The organism is Pseudomonas putida (genome assembly GCF_001941965.1).
GTDB classification, from domain to species: Bacteria; Pseudomonadota; Gammaproteobacteria; order Pseudomonadales; family Pseudomonadaceae; genus Aquipseudomonas; species Aquipseudomonas putida_L.
Window position 1 is genome coordinate 68,075 of the sequence record NZ_MKZO01000058.1, and the last position, 14,852, is coordinate 82,926.

11 protein-coding genes are annotated in these 14,852 nt (G+C 62.1%); 4 read left to right on the forward strand and 7 right to left on the reverse strand.

The window, feature by feature from the left end; all coding sequences use genetic code 11:
- The first annotated feature begins 2 nt into the window (after positions 1–2).
- Entirely contained in the window at positions 3–2,792 is a 2,790-nt protein-coding gene (locus tag PSEMO_RS26010) for a DEAD/DEAH box helicase (protein WP_031631176.1), read from the forward strand.
- A 102-nt stretch (positions 2,793–2,894) separates the two neighbouring features.
- Here the strand turns inward: PSEMO_RS26010 and PSEMO_RS26015 are convergent, their stop codons facing one another.
- The 3 genes from PSEMO_RS26015 to PSEMO_RS26025 all read right to left on the reverse strand — a co-directional run bounded on the left by PSEMO_RS26015 (position 2,895) and on the right by PSEMO_RS26025 (position 6,068).
- Complete coding sequence (locus PSEMO_RS26015) at positions 2,895–4,061, reverse strand: PDDEXK nuclease domain-containing protein (protein ID WP_031631178.1); 1,167 nt, start codon at positions 4,059–4,061, stop codon at positions 2,895–2,897.
- On the reverse strand, positions 4,058–5,257 hold the full coding sequence (locus PSEMO_RS26020; protein WP_031631181.1) for a tyrosine-type recombinase/integrase: 1,200 nt from the start codon (positions 5,255–5,257) through the stop codon (positions 4,058–4,060). Before PSEMO_RS26020 ends, PSEMO_RS26015 begins: the two co-directional genes overlap by 4 nt.
- Before the next feature lie 232 nt (positions 5,258–5,489).
- Positions 5,490–6,068 carry a hypothetical protein gene (locus PSEMO_RS26025; RefSeq protein WP_075805774.1) on the reverse strand — a complete coding sequence of 193 codons (579 nt, stop codon included), beginning with the start codon at positions 6,066–6,068 and terminating at the stop codon, positions 5,490–5,492.
- 330 nt (positions 6,069–6,398) lie between these two features.
- Here PSEMO_RS26025 and PSEMO_RS26030 point away from each other — a divergent pair, with 330 nt between their 5' ends.
- Complete coding sequence (locus PSEMO_RS26030) at positions 6,399–8,339, forward strand: methyl-accepting chemotaxis protein (RefSeq protein WP_075805775.1); 1,941 nt, start codon at positions 6,399–6,401, stop codon at positions 8,337–8,339.
- 120 nt (positions 8,340–8,459) lie between these two features.
- Here the strand turns inward: PSEMO_RS26030 and lpdA are convergent, their stop codons facing one another.
- Positions 8,460–9,860, reverse strand: a complete 1,401-nt coding sequence (gene lpdA / locus PSEMO_RS26035; protein WP_075805776.1) for a dihydrolipoyl dehydrogenase — start codon at positions 9,858–9,860, stop codon at positions 8,460–8,462.
- A gap of 196 nt (positions 9,861–10,056) precedes the next feature.
- Between lpdA and cfaB the strand changes: the two genes are divergently transcribed.
- Positions 10,057–11,238: a C17 cyclopropane fatty acid synthase CfaB gene (gene cfaB / locus PSEMO_RS26040; RefSeq protein ID WP_075805777.1), complete on the forward strand. Its 1,182-nt coding sequence runs from the start codon at positions 10,057–10,059 to the stop codon at positions 11,236–11,238.
- On the opposite strand, the gene cls is transcribed toward cfaB, so the two are convergent.
- Positions 11,239–12,678 carry a cardiolipin synthase gene (cls, locus tag PSEMO_RS26045; protein ID WP_075805778.1) on the reverse strand — a complete coding sequence of 480 codons (1,440 nt, stop codon included), beginning with the start codon at positions 12,676–12,678 and terminating at the stop codon, positions 11,239–11,241.
- 130 nt (positions 12,679–12,808) lie between these two features.
- Between cls and PSEMO_RS26050 the strand changes: the two genes are divergently transcribed.
- The gene (locus PSEMO_RS26050; protein ID WP_075805779.1) at positions 12,809–13,336 is read left to right on the forward strand and encodes a DUF3617 domain-containing protein; all 528 of its coding nucleotides are present in this window, start codon (positions 12,809–12,811) and stop codon (positions 13,334–13,336) included.
- On the opposite strand, the gene PSEMO_RS26055 is transcribed toward PSEMO_RS26050, so the two are convergent.
- Complete coding sequence (locus PSEMO_RS26055; protein ID WP_075805780.1) at positions 13,333–13,893, reverse strand: gamma carbonic anhydrase family protein; 561 nt, start codon at positions 13,891–13,893, stop codon at positions 13,333–13,335. The genes PSEMO_RS26050 and PSEMO_RS26055 overlap by 4 nt on opposite strands.
- Positions 13,894–13,912: 19 nt before the next feature.
- Complete coding sequence (folE2, locus tag PSEMO_RS26060) at positions 13,913–14,800, reverse strand: GTP cyclohydrolase FolE2 (RefSeq protein ID WP_075805781.1); 888 nt, start codon at positions 14,798–14,800, stop codon at positions 13,913–13,915.
- Positions 14,801–14,852: the final 52 nt, after the last annotated feature.

The following is a 14,852-nucleotide window of genomic DNA, read 5'->3' on the forward strand; positions in this document are numbered from 1 at the left end:
GCGTGCAAGCAGACGACTTAGAGGATTTGTTCCAGCCCGGCGAGCGCATCACCCATACTGAATTCGGCCCAGGTGTGGTGCTCGAACCCACGCACGATGGCTATCTGCGCGCGTTCTTCGGCGTGGTTGGCGAGCGCCGCGTGCCGGTTAGTTCGTTACGCCGCGAGCGCACCCGTACCGAGCGCATTCTGCAATCGGTGGCAGGCGGCTCAGACCGGGCACGCAAAGCATGGCTTTCTTACGAGGCGCACGCATTGCCGGTGATGGAAAGCGCCTCGGCGCTGACCTCGGCACGCATTGATCTGCTGCCGCATCAAGTGGTGCTGACGCACCGCATTGCGACTGCTTCACCACGGCGTTACCTGATCGCCGACGAGGTGGGCTTGGGAAAAACCATTGAAGCCGCGCTGATTCTGCGTGAACTGGCCAGCCGGGGCGAGTTGACGCGGGCGCTGATGGTCGTGCCCGCAGGCTTGGTGAACAACTGGCACCGCGAGCTGAACGAGGTGTTCAATCTCGACTTCGAGGTGTTTGGCTCCGAGGGCGACATTACCGATCGCAAGACCAATGCCTTCGCCAAACACGATCGGCTGATTGCCAGCATCGACACATTGAAGCGCCCGGCGCGCATCAAGCGTCTGCTGGACGCGCCTCGGTGGGATCTGGTGGTGTTCGACGAGGCGCATCACCTGACCGCCCACCGCACGGGCGGCAAGGTGCGCAAGACGGAAAACTACAAGCTGGCCGAGGCATTGAAGGATCACGCGCGTGATCTCTTGCTCCTGTCTGCCACGCCGCACCAAGGCAATCACTTCCAGTTCTGGATGCTCGCGCAGCTTTTGAACCCCACGCTGTTTGGCAGTTCCGAGGACATGCTGGAAAACCGTCATCGCCTGAACACGGTGATGTTTCGTCGCACCAAGGCCGATGCCTGCCAACCGGATGGCTCACCGCTGTTTGCACGGCGCTGGGTGCATACCGAATCTTTCCTGATGAATCAGGAAGAGCGGCTGTTTTACGAGAGGCTGCGCGAATACTTGGAAGACGGTTTCGATCTGGCCCGCCGCCAGGGCAACCAGGGACGCGCACTGGGCTTCTTGATGGCGATCTTCCAGAAGATCGCGGCATCGAGCTTTGCCGCCGTGCGTCGCACGCTCAAGCGCCGCCTGTTGATGCTGACGCTGCACGAGGCGCTGCTGCGTGACAAGGAGCTGGACATTGAAGGCCGCGAGCGGCTGACGGAAGAAGCCCGCGAACTGATCCATGCAGAATTTAGGCTGGCGAAGGACAGCGTCGGCCGCAGCGAGGTGGATCGCGTGCTGGCTGACCTCAAGTACCGGCTGGTGAAGAAACTGGATGAAGACGCGCTGGAAATGGCCTCCGATCCTTATGGCAGCGAGTATTCGGCTACGCACGCCGAGGAGGCGGCTTCCGCTGTGGTCGATTTGCATCTGCCCGAGGAGCGGCTGCGCATTGGTGACTTGCTGCGCATCTTCCCGCAGCAGCGCGAGACCAAGGCGCAGAAGCTGCTTGATGGCTTGGGGCATCTATGGCGACAGGACGCTAACGAAAAGATCGTGATCTTCGCCACCTACCTCGGTACGGTCGATCTGATTGCCCGCGAGATTGAACAGGCGTATCCCGGCCAGGGCGTGGTGGTGCTACGTGGCGGCGACCACGGTGCCAAGCTGGCAGCAGAGAAGAAGTTCCGCCTGAAAGACGGGCCGCGTGTGCTGGTGTGTACCGCGGCAGGCCGCGAAGGCTTGAATCTCCAGTTCGCGCGCATTCTGTTCAATTTCGACCTGCCGTGGAACCCGATGGACATGGAACAGCGCATCGGGCGCATCCATCGCTACGGCCAGCGCGACACTGCACAGGTTTACAACCTGGTGCTGTCGGACACCATCGAGGGTCGCATCTTCCTGCTGCTGGATGAGAAGTTGACTGAAATTGCACGCACGGTCGGCAAGGTCGATGATCAGGGCAACGTGGCCGAAGACATGAGGGCGCAGATTCTGGGGCAGCTTTCCGAGCGGTTGAACTACGACCGCCTGTACCAGGAGGCGCTGTCCGATCCCGAACTGAAACGCACCCAGGTGGAGCTGGAAGCGGCGCTGTCCAATTCCCGCGAGGCACGGCAGGTGGTGTTCGACCTGTTTCAAGACCTCGACGGTTTCAGTCTAGATGATTACCAGCCTTTCTCGGATGTGTCATCCAGCCTGGATCGGCTAGTGCATTTCCTGTCAGCGGCAGTGGCAGATCGCCAGCAGAAACTGCTGAAGGTCGATGAGGAGACCTACGACCTTGTAACAGTGGATGGCACGCGCCGTGCGCGTTTCACATTGAGCCGCGACACCGCCACCAGCAGGGACGATCTGGAGCTGATGGGGCTGGATCACCCGGTGGTACAGGAAGAGCTGGGCCGCTGGCGCAGCGTGACGCCCGAAGACATCGGCATTGCGGTGGTCGGGGATGTTGACGAGCCGGTGGTGCTGTCCTTGTGGATGGTGGAGGCGTCTGCGGGCAACGGCGAACGTCGTGTGGTGGTGCAGCCCATCGCAGTCAAGCAGGACGGGGCACGGGTACCGGCGATTGAGCGGCAGTGCGAAAGGTATCTGCAAGCACCGACGATCTCGCCGAGCTTTACACCGGAGCAGCGGCTGGCGCTGTTCGCCCACACCGTGGAGCCGACTCTGCAACGTGAACTGAAGCACAAGGGCGCTGCAAATGGGGACGGTAGCTATTCGGCGGAGCTGATTGGATATGTTGAGATCATTGCTCAGGCGACTTGATGCTGGAAACCGAAGGCGTCACGGATCAGCGCCGAATGGCTGTGATTCGCTACTAAGCAGGAGGGAGCCCGCGAGCCCGACAGCAACAAGCCGGACACACGACTACAGCTTGCCTTCCTTGAGGAAAAGCGTTCCGCGAGATTCAAGCAGACGCCGCGTGTGCTCCAGTTCCTTTTGCAGCAGTTCGGCATCCGGCAATACCGTCCGGTAGTTCGCCGCCATCACCTTGGTCGGCAAGCCATCCAGCGCATACCGCGCCAGGGCATGACCCTTGTCTGCGCACAGGATCAGGCCCACCGGTGGGTTCTCGTCCGGGTAAGCCCAATGCTCCTTGGCATAGTTGCAGTACATGTGCATCTGCCCCACATCGGCATGGGTCAGGCTGCCCAGCTTCAGATCAATGATGACCAGGCAGCGCAGCTTGCGATGGAAGAACAGCAGATCGACCCGATACCAGGTCTGGTCGATGCGCAGCCGACGTTGCCGCCCGACGAAGGTGAAGCCTTCGCCTAGTTCCAGCAGGAAGTCTTCCAGGCGCTGGATCAAGGCCGCTTCCAGGTCGGATTCCGAATACTCGTCCTTGAGGTCGAGGAACTCCAGCACATACGGGTCTTTGATCGCATCATTGGGTGTGACCGCATCCTCGGGTTTGGCCACGGAGCCCTTGACCAGCATCGCCGCCTTGTCCTTGGACAAGGCCGTGCGTTCGTAGAACTGGCTTCCAATCTGTCGATCGAGCTGGCGCACACTCCAGCCACCGCGCAGCGCCTCGGCCTCGTAGAACTGGCGGGCATGGTCATCCTTGACCGACAGCAGCCGGACATAGGCCGACCACGGCAGGGTGAAGACCTGGGCCAGTTCGGAGAGGTCGAATTTCCGAGACACCGTCTCGGAATTTTCGATAGGCAGTCCGTCTCCAGATTTCCGAGACAGTGTCTCGGAAATTGCCTCAAGGGGGTAAGCGGCGAAGAAGCGCCGCATGTTCTCCAGGTTGTCCGGGCTGAAACCACGCCCGAATCGCGCTGTCAGGTCGGCGGACAACCGCGCCATCAACTGCTCGCCGTAACCGGCCCGTCGTCTGCCTTTCTGCTCGGCTTCGACGATCCTGCGGCCAATCTCCCAATAGCTGGCCGTCATCAGCGCATTGACACTGCGCGCCGCTGCCTGGCGCGCCGCATCCAGAAGTTCCACGATGCCGCCGTGGATACCGGCATAGCCGGCAGGTAAGGCAGAAGGTTTCCGCGTCGCCACGGGCATCTTCCTTGTCATTCTGCCACCTCCATAGAGCGGGATGCCCCGGTGATCGCCAGCCGCCGATTCGCCACCAGTTCGGCCGCATCCCGCACCGGCTTGTCCTCGGTATGAACATAGTGCATAAACATCGCCACGGTCTTGTGGCCTGTGAGCTTCATGCCCACCTTGGTCGGCACGCCCGAGTTCGCAATATCGGTCGTCGCCCGGTGGCGGATGCCATGTGTGCCAACGTGCGGCACACCAGCGGCCTTGAGCACGCGCTTCCAGCCGCCGTAGTGTTCGCCGTGTGTCATGTGCCGGGTCGGGTCGTTGGGCGACGGCAGGACGTAGGGGCAGCCGTCCCGGCGCGGTGCGGTAGACAGCAGCCGATAGGCTTCCTCGCTCATGGGCTTGGAGATACCGCCGGTCTTGCTGTCGGGCCAGACGACGCGGCGGTTTTCCAGATCAACCCAGCCCCATTCCAGTGGGCAGATTTCGGAGCGGCGGGCGGCGAATTCGAATTGCAGGCGGATCGCCAGCGGGATGACGTAGTTTTCCAGTCCTTTCGCCTCCAGGTGTTCCAGGTGACGGAAGATCCGCACCAGCTCATCGTCCACGATGAGCCGGGTTTCCCTGCCGGGCGGGTACATCGGGACGTGGCGGCACGGATTCGTGCCGTCAGGGCGTAGCCCCCACACTTCGGCCAGGTTGAACATCTTGCGCAGCACGCCGAAGGTGCGGTTTGCCTCTGCTTGCTTGTAGGCCAGCTTCTTCATCAGCGCGGCCACGTCCGGGCGCTTCACGTCCTGCACCTTCATCCGGCCCATGATCGGGATGATGCAACGGTCGATGACGCCCTGATAGCCGCGCTGCGTGCTGGGCTTGTTGCGCTGCTTGGAGTAGTCCTCCATGAAGGTGTCGCAGAACTCCTTCATGGTCGGCGCCTTGCGGGCGGCGTTCTTGGCAGCGCTGGGATCGCCACCTTTGCGCACCTCGGCCAGCCATTCCTGCGCCATCGTGCGCGCCTGATCGACGGTCAGTTCCCCGTACTGGCCCAAGGCGGGCTTGCGGCGCTCGCCGGCGTTCGTGCGGTACTGGAGCATGAACACTTTGCGGCCTGCTGGGGTGATCTTGCACAGGAAACCCGGCACCACGGTATCCCGCAGTTCGACGGCCTTGTCTTGGGATTGTGCCGCATCGACTGCGGACTTGGTGAGCTTGATTTTCGCCATGATGACTCCTCGGAAAGCCCGGTTTCCAAGAGCCGCATGGGAGCCACGCGAGGGGAAGCCGGGTCAAGTTTCAGAAAGCATCGGCATATGTTGAACTCGCCTAAGTAATTGATAAACCTGCTGTATCGAGCCTCGGCGTAGTCCAGCGAATTGCGATGCTGGAGTCATCGTGAAACAAAAAAGGGCCTCTCAGGTGAGTAGCCCTTTGGAACGCTGTTGTTCCATTTATCTCCTACCGCGAAGTCGACACCTTCAACACCTCGGTATAAATCGCATTCACCGTCTGCCCCACCTTCAGGTTCTTCATCCGCGCCTGAAGACCCGGGTTTTCCACCTTCACCACCGTGCTTTTGCCTTCTGGCGGCAGCAGCGTCACTTCGTGCTTGTCCAGGTCGATCTTGACGATCTTCGAGGTCACCTTCACCTGCCGCACCGCCTCGCCACCCGGGTTGGGATTGTCCTTGGTCGCGCGGATGCTCATGGCTTCGTCGGTGACCTTGGGAGCCCCACCGACCTCGGTATCGAGGACGTAGGCGACCGAACGCGCGACCTCGATATCCACGGTGTCGCCAATCTTCAGGTTGGGCAGGGCCTTGGCCTTGTCCGTCAGTTGCAGGGTAACGGGCTGGTTGTCCGCGTCAGCGATGGTCACCTGGTAGTTGGCAGCATCGACCGCCAGGACCTTGGTCGTGATGTGGCCTTCAATGGCCTTGGCCCCCAGAGGAATATCGGCCGCCTGAACGCTGACCGCCGCAGTGCAAAGAATCGAGCCCAACGCTACCGCACTTGCAAGAGACCGAATGGTTTTCATCGCCTGCCTTCCTTGTGATGGCTGATGGAAATATTTTGTGCGATTTGCACACCGGGCATGAGCATAGTCATTGCGTGGCGAACTGCCTGCCAGGGACGCGATCTGCCGCACAAATGGCGTCGAAACAGACAAGAATGTGTCCTGTCCATACGATCAACTTCCCGCGAAACCCAGTAAATTCGGGGCCCGGACGCCTTTCCGGTGTCTTGCACCGGCAACCCCAAGTTGCCATTCTGCGACTTGCTGAAACGCTCAGCAGAGCGGTTGCAAGCAGATCCCAAAGCCCCGTGAGCCGGTGAGCTCATGGCACGTCGTATCGGAAGCCATCGAATGAATATAAAAAAGAAGCTGACGTGTGCATTCGGCGTCATCGCCGTGATTCCCGTGGCGTTGATTGCCTGTCTGGTCGTGTACAACCTCAATGAACAGGCCCGTGAAGGCTTTGTGGATACTTCGAGCCGGGAAATCCGGCAGATCGACAACACGGTCAATGTGTTCCTCGACGCCATTGCCCAGAACGTGACGCAATGGGCCGACGATCCGCTGATCATCAATGCCAGGGACCTGAAGGTCTACAGCAGCGAGAACGCCCCGAACACGCCGTTGCCCGAGGGTAGCCGCCTGGTACTGGAACACTTTACCCGCTACGCCAAGGCGCATCCGAATACCGCGTTCGTGTCATTTGCACGCAATGACGACGGCAGCTATGTGGCCTGGCCCGATGAGCCAGGGCTGAAGAACTACGAACCGCGCAAGCGTCCCTGGTACCAGTTGGGGATGGCCAACCCTGGCAAGACCATGCGCACCAGCGCCTACCTCTGGGGCAATGAACCGCTGATCTGTACCGTACGCACGGTGCACGGCGCCAACGGCGAAGTGATCGGGGTGATGGGCACCGACGTGTCCCTGGAACAACTGGCCGGCTTCATCGGCAAGACCAAGCTGGGCGACAGCGGCTACCTGATGCTGGTCGAGGACACCGGCGCGGTGCTGGTCGACCCGAGCAATCCAGCCAATGCCTTCAAGCAGCTCAAGGACCTGGGCGGGGATTACGCTCAACTGGCCAGCACCAGCAAGGGCCTGATCGAGGTGGAACTGGGCGGCAAGCGCTACATGGCCAACGTCTGGACCTCGCCGACCCTGGGCTGGCGCTTTATCGGCCTGATCGAGAAGAGCGAAGTGATGGCCGGTGTCACCAGCCTGACCTGGACCATCGTCGCCATCGCCCTGGTCCTGGCGCTGCTGTTCGCGGTGGCCGGTGCGGCCTTTTCCAATCTGATCGTCAACCCGATCAAGGGCGTTGCCGGCAGCCTGGAAGATATCGCCCAGGGCGAAGGTGACCTGACCCGCTCGCTGCAAGTGAAGGGCAACGACGAAACCGCCGCGCTGGCCGGCTGGTTCAACCAGTTCGTCGAGCGCATTCGCTCGCTGGTGCAGCGTATCGGCAATGCGTCCGCCGATTTGCAGAGTGCGTCGGAAACCAACAGCCAGGTCGCCTCGAACATGGGCGATGCCACCGGGCGCCAGCGCCAGGCGGTCGAGCTGGTGTCCACGGCATTCAACGAGATGGTCGCTACCGCCAACGAAGTGGCCAAGTCCTGCAGCCATGCGGCGACGTCCGCGGATGCCGGGCAGCGTCATGTCAGCGCCGGCCAGCAGCAGATCGAGCAAGCCACCACCAGCGTCGCGCGCCTGAGCGAGAACCTGCTGCAAGCCACCGAGGCGATGCAGGAACTGGAGAAGGAAAGCCAGGACATCAACACCATCCTCGGCACCATTCGCTCCATCGCCGAACAGACCAATCTGCTGGCGCTGAACGCTGCCATCGAAGCGGCTCGCGCCGGGGAGCAGGGGCGTGGGTTCGCGGTGGTGGCGGACGAAGTACGGGCGCTGGCCAAGCGCACGGCTGACTCCACCGGTGAGATCGACGGCTTGCTCGGCGGGCTGGCGCGACGCGCGCAGGATGTCACCCAGCAGATGCACAGCAGCCTGGAAATGTCGCAGCAGAGTGTCAGCTCGATCCGCGAGGCGCGGGACAGCTTTGACGATATCCGCAGCTCGGTGGATGCGATCCGTGATCAGAGCAATCAGATCGCCACGGCCGCGGAAGAGCAGCACCAGGTGGCCGAGGACATCAACCAGCACATCATCCAGATCCAGGCGGATGCGCAGTTGATCGAGGAACTGGCCGGGTCGGCGCAGGCGGATTCGCGGCAGTTGAAGGCGTTGTCGCAGGAGTTCAAGAGCCTGGTGTCCCGGTTCAGGACCTGACTTTTCGGTTGTCAGTACCGGCCTCATCGCTGGCAAGCCAGCTCCCACAGGTTCAGCGTCGCCGCGGACACTGTGGGAGCTGGCTTGCCAGCGATGAGACCGGTACAGGCAATACAACTATCAGATCTGCATCGCCATCCCATCCACATTCATCGCCGCCTGGCGCAACGCCTCGGAGCGGGTCGGGTGCGGGTGACAGATCAGCGCGATATCTTCCGCCGACGCAGCGAACTCCATCGCCACGCAGTATTCACCGATCATCTCGCTGACGCTCGGCCCGACAAGATGCACGCCCAGCACTTCATCGGTGTTGGCATCGGCGATGACCTTGGCGAAGCCTTCGGTCTCGTGGTTGATCTTCGCCCGGCTGTTGGCCAGGAACGGGAACTTGCCGACCTTGTAGGCGCGGCCTTCGGCCTTCAACTGCTCTTCGGTCTTGCCCACGGTGGCCAGCTCCGGCTTGGTGTAGATCACCCCGGGAATCAGGCCGTAGTTCACTTCGTGCGGCTTGCCGTGAATCAGCTCGATGCAGGCGATGCCTTCGTCCTCGGCCTTGTGCGCCAGCATTGGCCCGGAGGTCACGTCGCCGATCACCCAGATACCCGGCACGCTGGTGCGATGCCCCTTGTTTTCCAGCATGCCGCGCTTGTCGGTGGCCAGGCCGACGCTTTCCAGGCCCAGGCCCTGGGTATAAGGACGACGACCGATGGCGACCAGCACGTAGTCCGCTTGCAGGGTCTGCGCTTCACCGCCGGCGGCAGGTTCGAGGGTCAGGCTGACACCGTCGGCCGATGGCGTGGCCTGGGTCACCTTGCTGCCCAGCTTGAACGCCATGCCCTGCTTGGCCAGGGAGCGCTGCAGGGTCTTGGCGGTTTCTTCGTCGATACCCGGGCAGATACGGTCGAGGTACTCGATCACCGTCACTTCGGCGCCCAGGCGACGCCACACCGAACCCAGTTCCAGGCCGATCACGCCGGCACCGATCACCACCAGGTGCTTGGGCACTGCCGGCAGCGACAGGGCGCCAGTGGAGTCGATGATGCGCTGGTTGTCGATGGTCACGCCGGGCAGGGGAGTGGGCTCGGAGCCGGTGGCGATGACGATGTCCTTGGCCTGGTACTCGCTGACATTGCCCTGCTCGTCGCTGACCTTGACCTTGCCGACGCCGTCCAGCTTGCCCCAGCCCTTGATCCAGTCGACCTTGTTCTTGCGGAAGAGGAACTCGATGCCCTTGGTCAGGCCGCTGACGCTCTCGTCCTTCTGCTTCATCATCTGCTGCAGGTTCAGGCTTGGCTTGACCTCGATGCCGAGGTGGCCCAGCTCGCCGCTGGCGGCGGCCTCGTACAGCTCCGACGCATGCAGCAGCGCCTTGGAGGGCATGCAGCCGACGTTCAGGCAGGTGCCGCCGAGGGTCGAACGGCCTTCGATGCAGGCCACGCTCAGGCCCAGCTGGCCGGCGCGAATGGCAGCGTTATAGCCGCCTGGGCCGCCGCCGATGATGATGACGTCGTAGCTTTTCATTGTTGTGCTCCCGGATGGTGAATCGAGTGGCGCCAAGATTAATGGCTCGGGTCTTAAGTTGTATACAATTCAAAAGCCTTTCTGTTTCAAGTTCTCCTTGATAGCCCCCGACTATGGTCGCCATAGCCGGAAAGATCCTACGTATGAACTACCCTCATCCGATGACGTCCATCTTATAAATGGGGAGGCTTACTTCATGCTTGCGCAACTCTCGGTTCTGCAAAGCCTGCATCTTCCACTCCGTCTACGCCTGTGGGACGGTCATGAGTTCGATCTGGGCCCGCAACCCCAGGTGACCATCATGCTCAAGGATCCGAGTCTCATTTCCCAGCTGACACACCCGGGGCTGGATGAGTTGGGCGCGGCCTTTGTCGAAGGCAAGCTGGAACTGGAAGGCACCATGCTTGAGGTCATCCGCCTGTGCGATGAGCTCAGCGAGGCGCTGCTCAAGGATGAAGAGGAAGTGCTGCCGGTACGCAGCAAGCATGACAAGGCCACCGACGCGGCGGCGATTTCCTACCACTACGACCTGTCCAACGCGTTCTACCAGCTGTGGCTGGACCGCGACATGGCGTACTCCTGCGCCTACTTCAAGACCCCCGACGACAGCCTCGATCAGGCCCAGCAGAACAAGTTCGACCACCTGTGCCGCAAGCTGCGCCTGCAGCCGGGTGACTACCTGCTGGATGTCGGCTGTGGCTGGGGAGGGCTGGCGCGCTTTGCCGCGCGCGAGTATGGCGCCCGTGTATTCGGCATCACCCTGAGCAAGGAACAGTTGGCGCTGGGGCGTGAACGGGTGGCGGCGGAAGGCTTGGAGAAACAGGTCGACCTGCAGATTCTCGACTACCGCGACCTGCCTCAGGACGGCCGCTTCGACAAGGTGGTCAGCGTCGGCATGTTCGAGCATGTCGGCCACGCCAACCTCGAACTCTACAGCCAGCGCCTGTTCGGCGCGGTGCGCGAGGGTGGCCTGGTGATGAACCATGGGATCACCGCCAAGCATACCGATGGTCGCCCTGTTGGCCGTGGTGCCGGCAACTTCATCGAGCAATATGTCTTCCCCCACGGCGAGCTGCCGCACCTGTCGATGATCAGCGGCTTCCTCAGCGAGGCGGGGCTGGAAGTGGTGGATGTGGAAAGCCTGCGCCTGCACTACGCCAGGACCCTGAAATTCTGGAGCGACAACCTCGAGGGCAATCTCGACAAGGCCGCCACCATGGTCCCGGAAAAGGCCCTGCGCATCTGGCGCCTGTACCTTGCCGGTTGTTCCTATGCCTTCTCCCGTGGCTGGATCAACCTGCACCAGGTCCTCGCCGTCAAACCCAAGGCCGATGGCAGCCATGACCTGCCGCTGACCCGCGAAGACCTTTATCGCTGATCAGAGGATCGGCGAAATCAGGCGCGCGATACGCATCCCCAGCTGTTGCAGGCGATGCGTATCGCGGCTGTCTTCCGCGGTAATCTCCCGGGACTGCTCGAAGTCGCTGAGCAGCATGCTTTCCACCGTGCTGGCGAAGCCCGGGTCGATGGTCACCAGGGTGATCTCGAAGTTGAGGCGGAATGAGCGGTTGTCCAGGTTGGCGCTGCCGATGGCGGCGACATCCTCGTCCACCAGCATGACCTTCTGGTGCAGGAACCCGGGCTGGTAGCGGAACATGCGCACCCCGGCGCGTACGGCCTCGAAGGCAAACAAGCTGGAGGCGGCATAGACGATGCGGTGGTCCGGGCGCGAAGGGATCAGGATCCGCACGTCCACCCCGCGCATCACCGCCAGGCGCAGCGAGGCGAACACCGCCTCGTCGGGGATGAAGTAGGGGCTGGTGATCCACACCCGGCGTTGTGCCGCCTGGATGGCATCGACGAAAAACAGCGAACAGGTTTCCTGCGGGTCGGCCGGACCGCTGGCCAGCACCTGGCAGAGCACTCCGTTATCCGGGTAGGTTTCCGGGAGGATCAGTGGCGGCAGTTTGCGTGCGGCCCAGTACCAGTCTTCGGCGAAGGACTCCTGCAGGCAGGCTAGCACCGGGCCGGTCACCTGCACATGGGTATCCCGCCAGGGCGACAGCAGTGGCTTGGCGCCCAGGTATTCGTCGCCGACGTTATGCCCACCGAGAAAGCCCTGCACCCCATCCACCACGACGATCTTGCGATGGTTGCGGAAGTTGACCTGGAAGCGGTTGAACCAGCCGCGCTTGGTGGCGAAGGCACGGATCTCCACGCCGCCGTCGCGCAGGCTTTGGCTGTAGCGGGCGGGCAGGGCGTGGCTGCCGACGCTATCGTAAAGCACATAGACCTTCACGCCTTCGGCGGCCTTCTTCAGCAGCAGCGCATGCAGCCGGCGACCGAGGTCGTCGTCATGGATGATGAAGAACTGCACCAGCACCGTATCGCGGGCCTGCTCGATGGCCTGGAAGATCGCGTCGAAGGTGGCCTTGCCATTGATGAGCAGGCTGACCCTGTTGTTCGCCAGGCAAGGCATGCGCCCGAGCTTGGGCAGGGCGCGCAGGCCGGCATAGGCGGGCGAGTTGCTGGCGGCCAAGGCCTCCTCGACCCAGGGCCGCCAGTTGAGGTCGGCCATGGCTACGTGCATTTCCTGGTTGGCCTGGCGCCGGGCCTGGATGTAGGCGTCGAAGGTGCGGCTGCCGAAGACCAGGTAGGGGATCAGGGTCAGGTAGGGGATGAACAGCAGCGACAGCGCCCAGGCGATCGAGCCCTGGGCGGTGCGCACGGTGAACACCGCATGCAGCGCGGCGATGGCGCCGATGAAGTGGGTCGCGCCAATCAGGTAGGCGAAGAACTGGGGGCTGTGGTAATCCATACACGTCCTGTGACGTCCGCCAATCAGTCGTCTAACAGAGCATGTTCCGGCCTGGTCTTGCAACCCAACCGGCTTTTCGACGTCTAACCCACAGTCCGGCATCGGGCCGGAGATTTTCAGGAGTTATTGGATGAACATTCGTGTGTCGGCGCTGGCGCTGCTGATTGGCCTGTCGAGTCCCCTGGTTCAGGCGCAGATGCTGCAACCGGGCCTGTGGGAACTGACCACCAGCAATATGCAGGTCGATGGCAAACCGCTGCCGGACATGGAGTTCATGCTCGGCCAGTTGAAGAACCTGCCACCGGAACAGCGGGCGATGATGGAAGGCGTGCTGGCCAAGCAGGGGATCACCGTGGCCGGCAAGGGCGTGCGCTCGTGCCTGACCCCGGAACAGGTGAAGACCGATGACATCCCGCTGCAGGACCCCCAGTCCGGCTGCACCCAGCGCATCACCGACCGCAACGGCAAGACCTGGAACTTCGAGTTCAGTTGTCCCAAGGCCCAGGGCACAGGCCAGGCGCAGTTCCTCAGTGACCGTGAGTTCGTCACCAAGGTGCAGGGCACCTTCAACGCCTCGGGAGTTCAGCAGCAGGGCAGCATGAACACCCGGGCGGTGTGGTTGGGCGCGAACTGCGGCACGGTCAAGCCGCGCACCTAAAACTCGTTCTGCAGCGCCTTGTAGCCCTTCACCAGATCGATGTTGGTATGGGCTACGTCCTCGGAGAACTCCGAGGCGCTGATGCTCACCGGAGGGAACTGGCTCAGGTCGGTGAGCGGGCCGATACGGGTGGTGGAGGGCACGTAGAAGTTTTCCGGCAGGTCGCGGCCATCCACCACCGAGTTGTGCCGGACCACGCTGCCATTGCCGACTACGCAGTTGAACAGCACGCTGTTGAAGCCGATGAACACCCGGTCACCCACCACGCACGGACCATGCACGATGGAGCGGTGGGCGATGGAGCTGAATTCGCCGATGGTCACCGCGGCACCGGACTTGGAATGGATCACCACGCCGTCCTGGATATTCGAGTTGCAGCCGATGGTGATCGGCTGCATCGAGCCGGTGTCATCCACCTCGTCGGCGCGGATCACCGCATAGGGGCCGACGAACACATTCTCGCCAATCACCACCTTGCCACAGATGATCGCGGTGTGATCGATGTAGGCGGACTCGGCAATTACCGGCAGATCGCCGGTCGGGTTCTTGCGGATCATCGAAGGTCTCTCCGTTCGGTTACCAGTTCCACTGGCTTTGGGCGACAGCGTCGTGGGCATGCAGGCTCTCGGCGTGTTCCACACGCAGGCGGAAGCCAGCCACCGCAGGCAGTTGTCGCAATGCCAGGTTCAGGCGCCGCGCGGCGTCCTCGCAGAACATCAGGTTCTGCCCGTTAGCCAGGGCGAACGCCTGTTCATCGGCGCGCTTCACTGCCGTTTGCACGGCGGTGCCCAAGGCGGCTTCGGCCTGATCGATCAATTCCCGAACGGGTAGCTCGTTGCAGTCCTTCTTCAAGCGTATCCGCAGTTTTGCCGTGCTGCGCTGGCTGTGCGGGGTGGCGACGATTCCTTGCGGGCTGCCAAGCCAGCTCAGCACATCTTCATGGCTCAGGCTGCGGTTGCCGAAGTCAGTGAGGAACTGCTGCTGAATCAATTGCCTGGCGAGTGCGGCGGAGCAGGGACAGGTCGAGGAATAGACCACGTCGGCGGATAGTTCCACGTGGAACATTTCGTCGGAGAGCTTCGCTTCGATGACCAGCGGATAGCGTTTGTGGCCGGATTCGGAACTGACCAGGGCTGGCCGCTCAAGCTGCACATCGAAGCGCAGGGTCAGGTAGGCGCAGGTGGACAGCCCTTCATGGCTGTCGAGGAACTGCCGCAACACCCGGCGGATCAATGGCACCGACAGCCCTTCGTCCTTGAAGGCTGCCAGCGCCAGGTACAGTCGCGACATATGGATGCCACGTGAACTGCCGTCGGCCAGATCGACACCGGCATCCGCCATGGCCTGGAGATTGAGTTGATCGAGACGGATCGGCAGGGCGATCCCGCACATGCCGACCCAGTCCAGCGGCAAGGATTGCCCGCTGGCCTGGGCGGCGATATCGGGGAGGGTCAGGGCGGTCATGTTGCGAACCATCGGTAAGAAAGTCGCAATACGTTACATTATAACAATTCGA

Bases quoted from the DNA above. Each gene is read 5' to 3' on its own strand.
- lpdA (WP_075805776.1), bottom strand. From the start codon at position 9,860: ATGAAAAGCTACGACGTCATCATCATCGGCGGCGGCCCAGGCGGCTAT.
- PSEMO_RS26050 (WP_075805779.1), top strand. From the start codon at position 12,809: ATGAACATTCGTGTGTCGGCGCTGGCGCTGCTGATTGGCCTGTCGAGT.
- PSEMO_RS26030 (WP_075805775.1), top strand. From the start codon at position 6,399: ATGAATATAAAAAAGAAGCTGACGTGTGCATTCGGCGTCATCGCCGTG.
- folE2 (WP_075805781.1), bottom strand. From the start codon at position 14,800: ATGACCGCCCTGACCCTCCCCGATATCGCCGCCCAGGCCAGCGGGCAA.
- PSEMO_RS26020 (WP_031631181.1), bottom strand. From the start codon at position 5,257: ATGGCGAAAATCAAGCTCACCAAGTCCGCAGTCGATGCGGCACAATCC.
- PSEMO_RS26015 (WP_031631178.1), bottom strand. From the start codon at position 4,061: ATGACAAGGAAGATGCCCGTGGCGACGCGGAAACCTTCTGCCTTACCT.
- PSEMO_RS26055 (WP_075805780.1), bottom strand. From the start codon at position 13,893: ATGATCCGCAAGAACCCGACCGGCGATCTGCCGGTAATTGCCGAGTCC.
- cfaB (WP_075805777.1), top strand. From the start codon at position 10,057: ATGCTTGCGCAACTCTCGGTTCTGCAAAGCCTGCATCTTCCACTCCGT.
- cls (WP_075805778.1), bottom strand. From the start codon at position 12,678: ATGGATTACCACAGCCCCCAGTTCTTCGCCTACCTGATTGGCGCGACC.
- PSEMO_RS26025 (WP_075805774.1), bottom strand. From the start codon at position 6,068: ATGAAAACCATTCGGTCTCTTGCAAGTGCGGTAGCGTTGGGCTCGATT.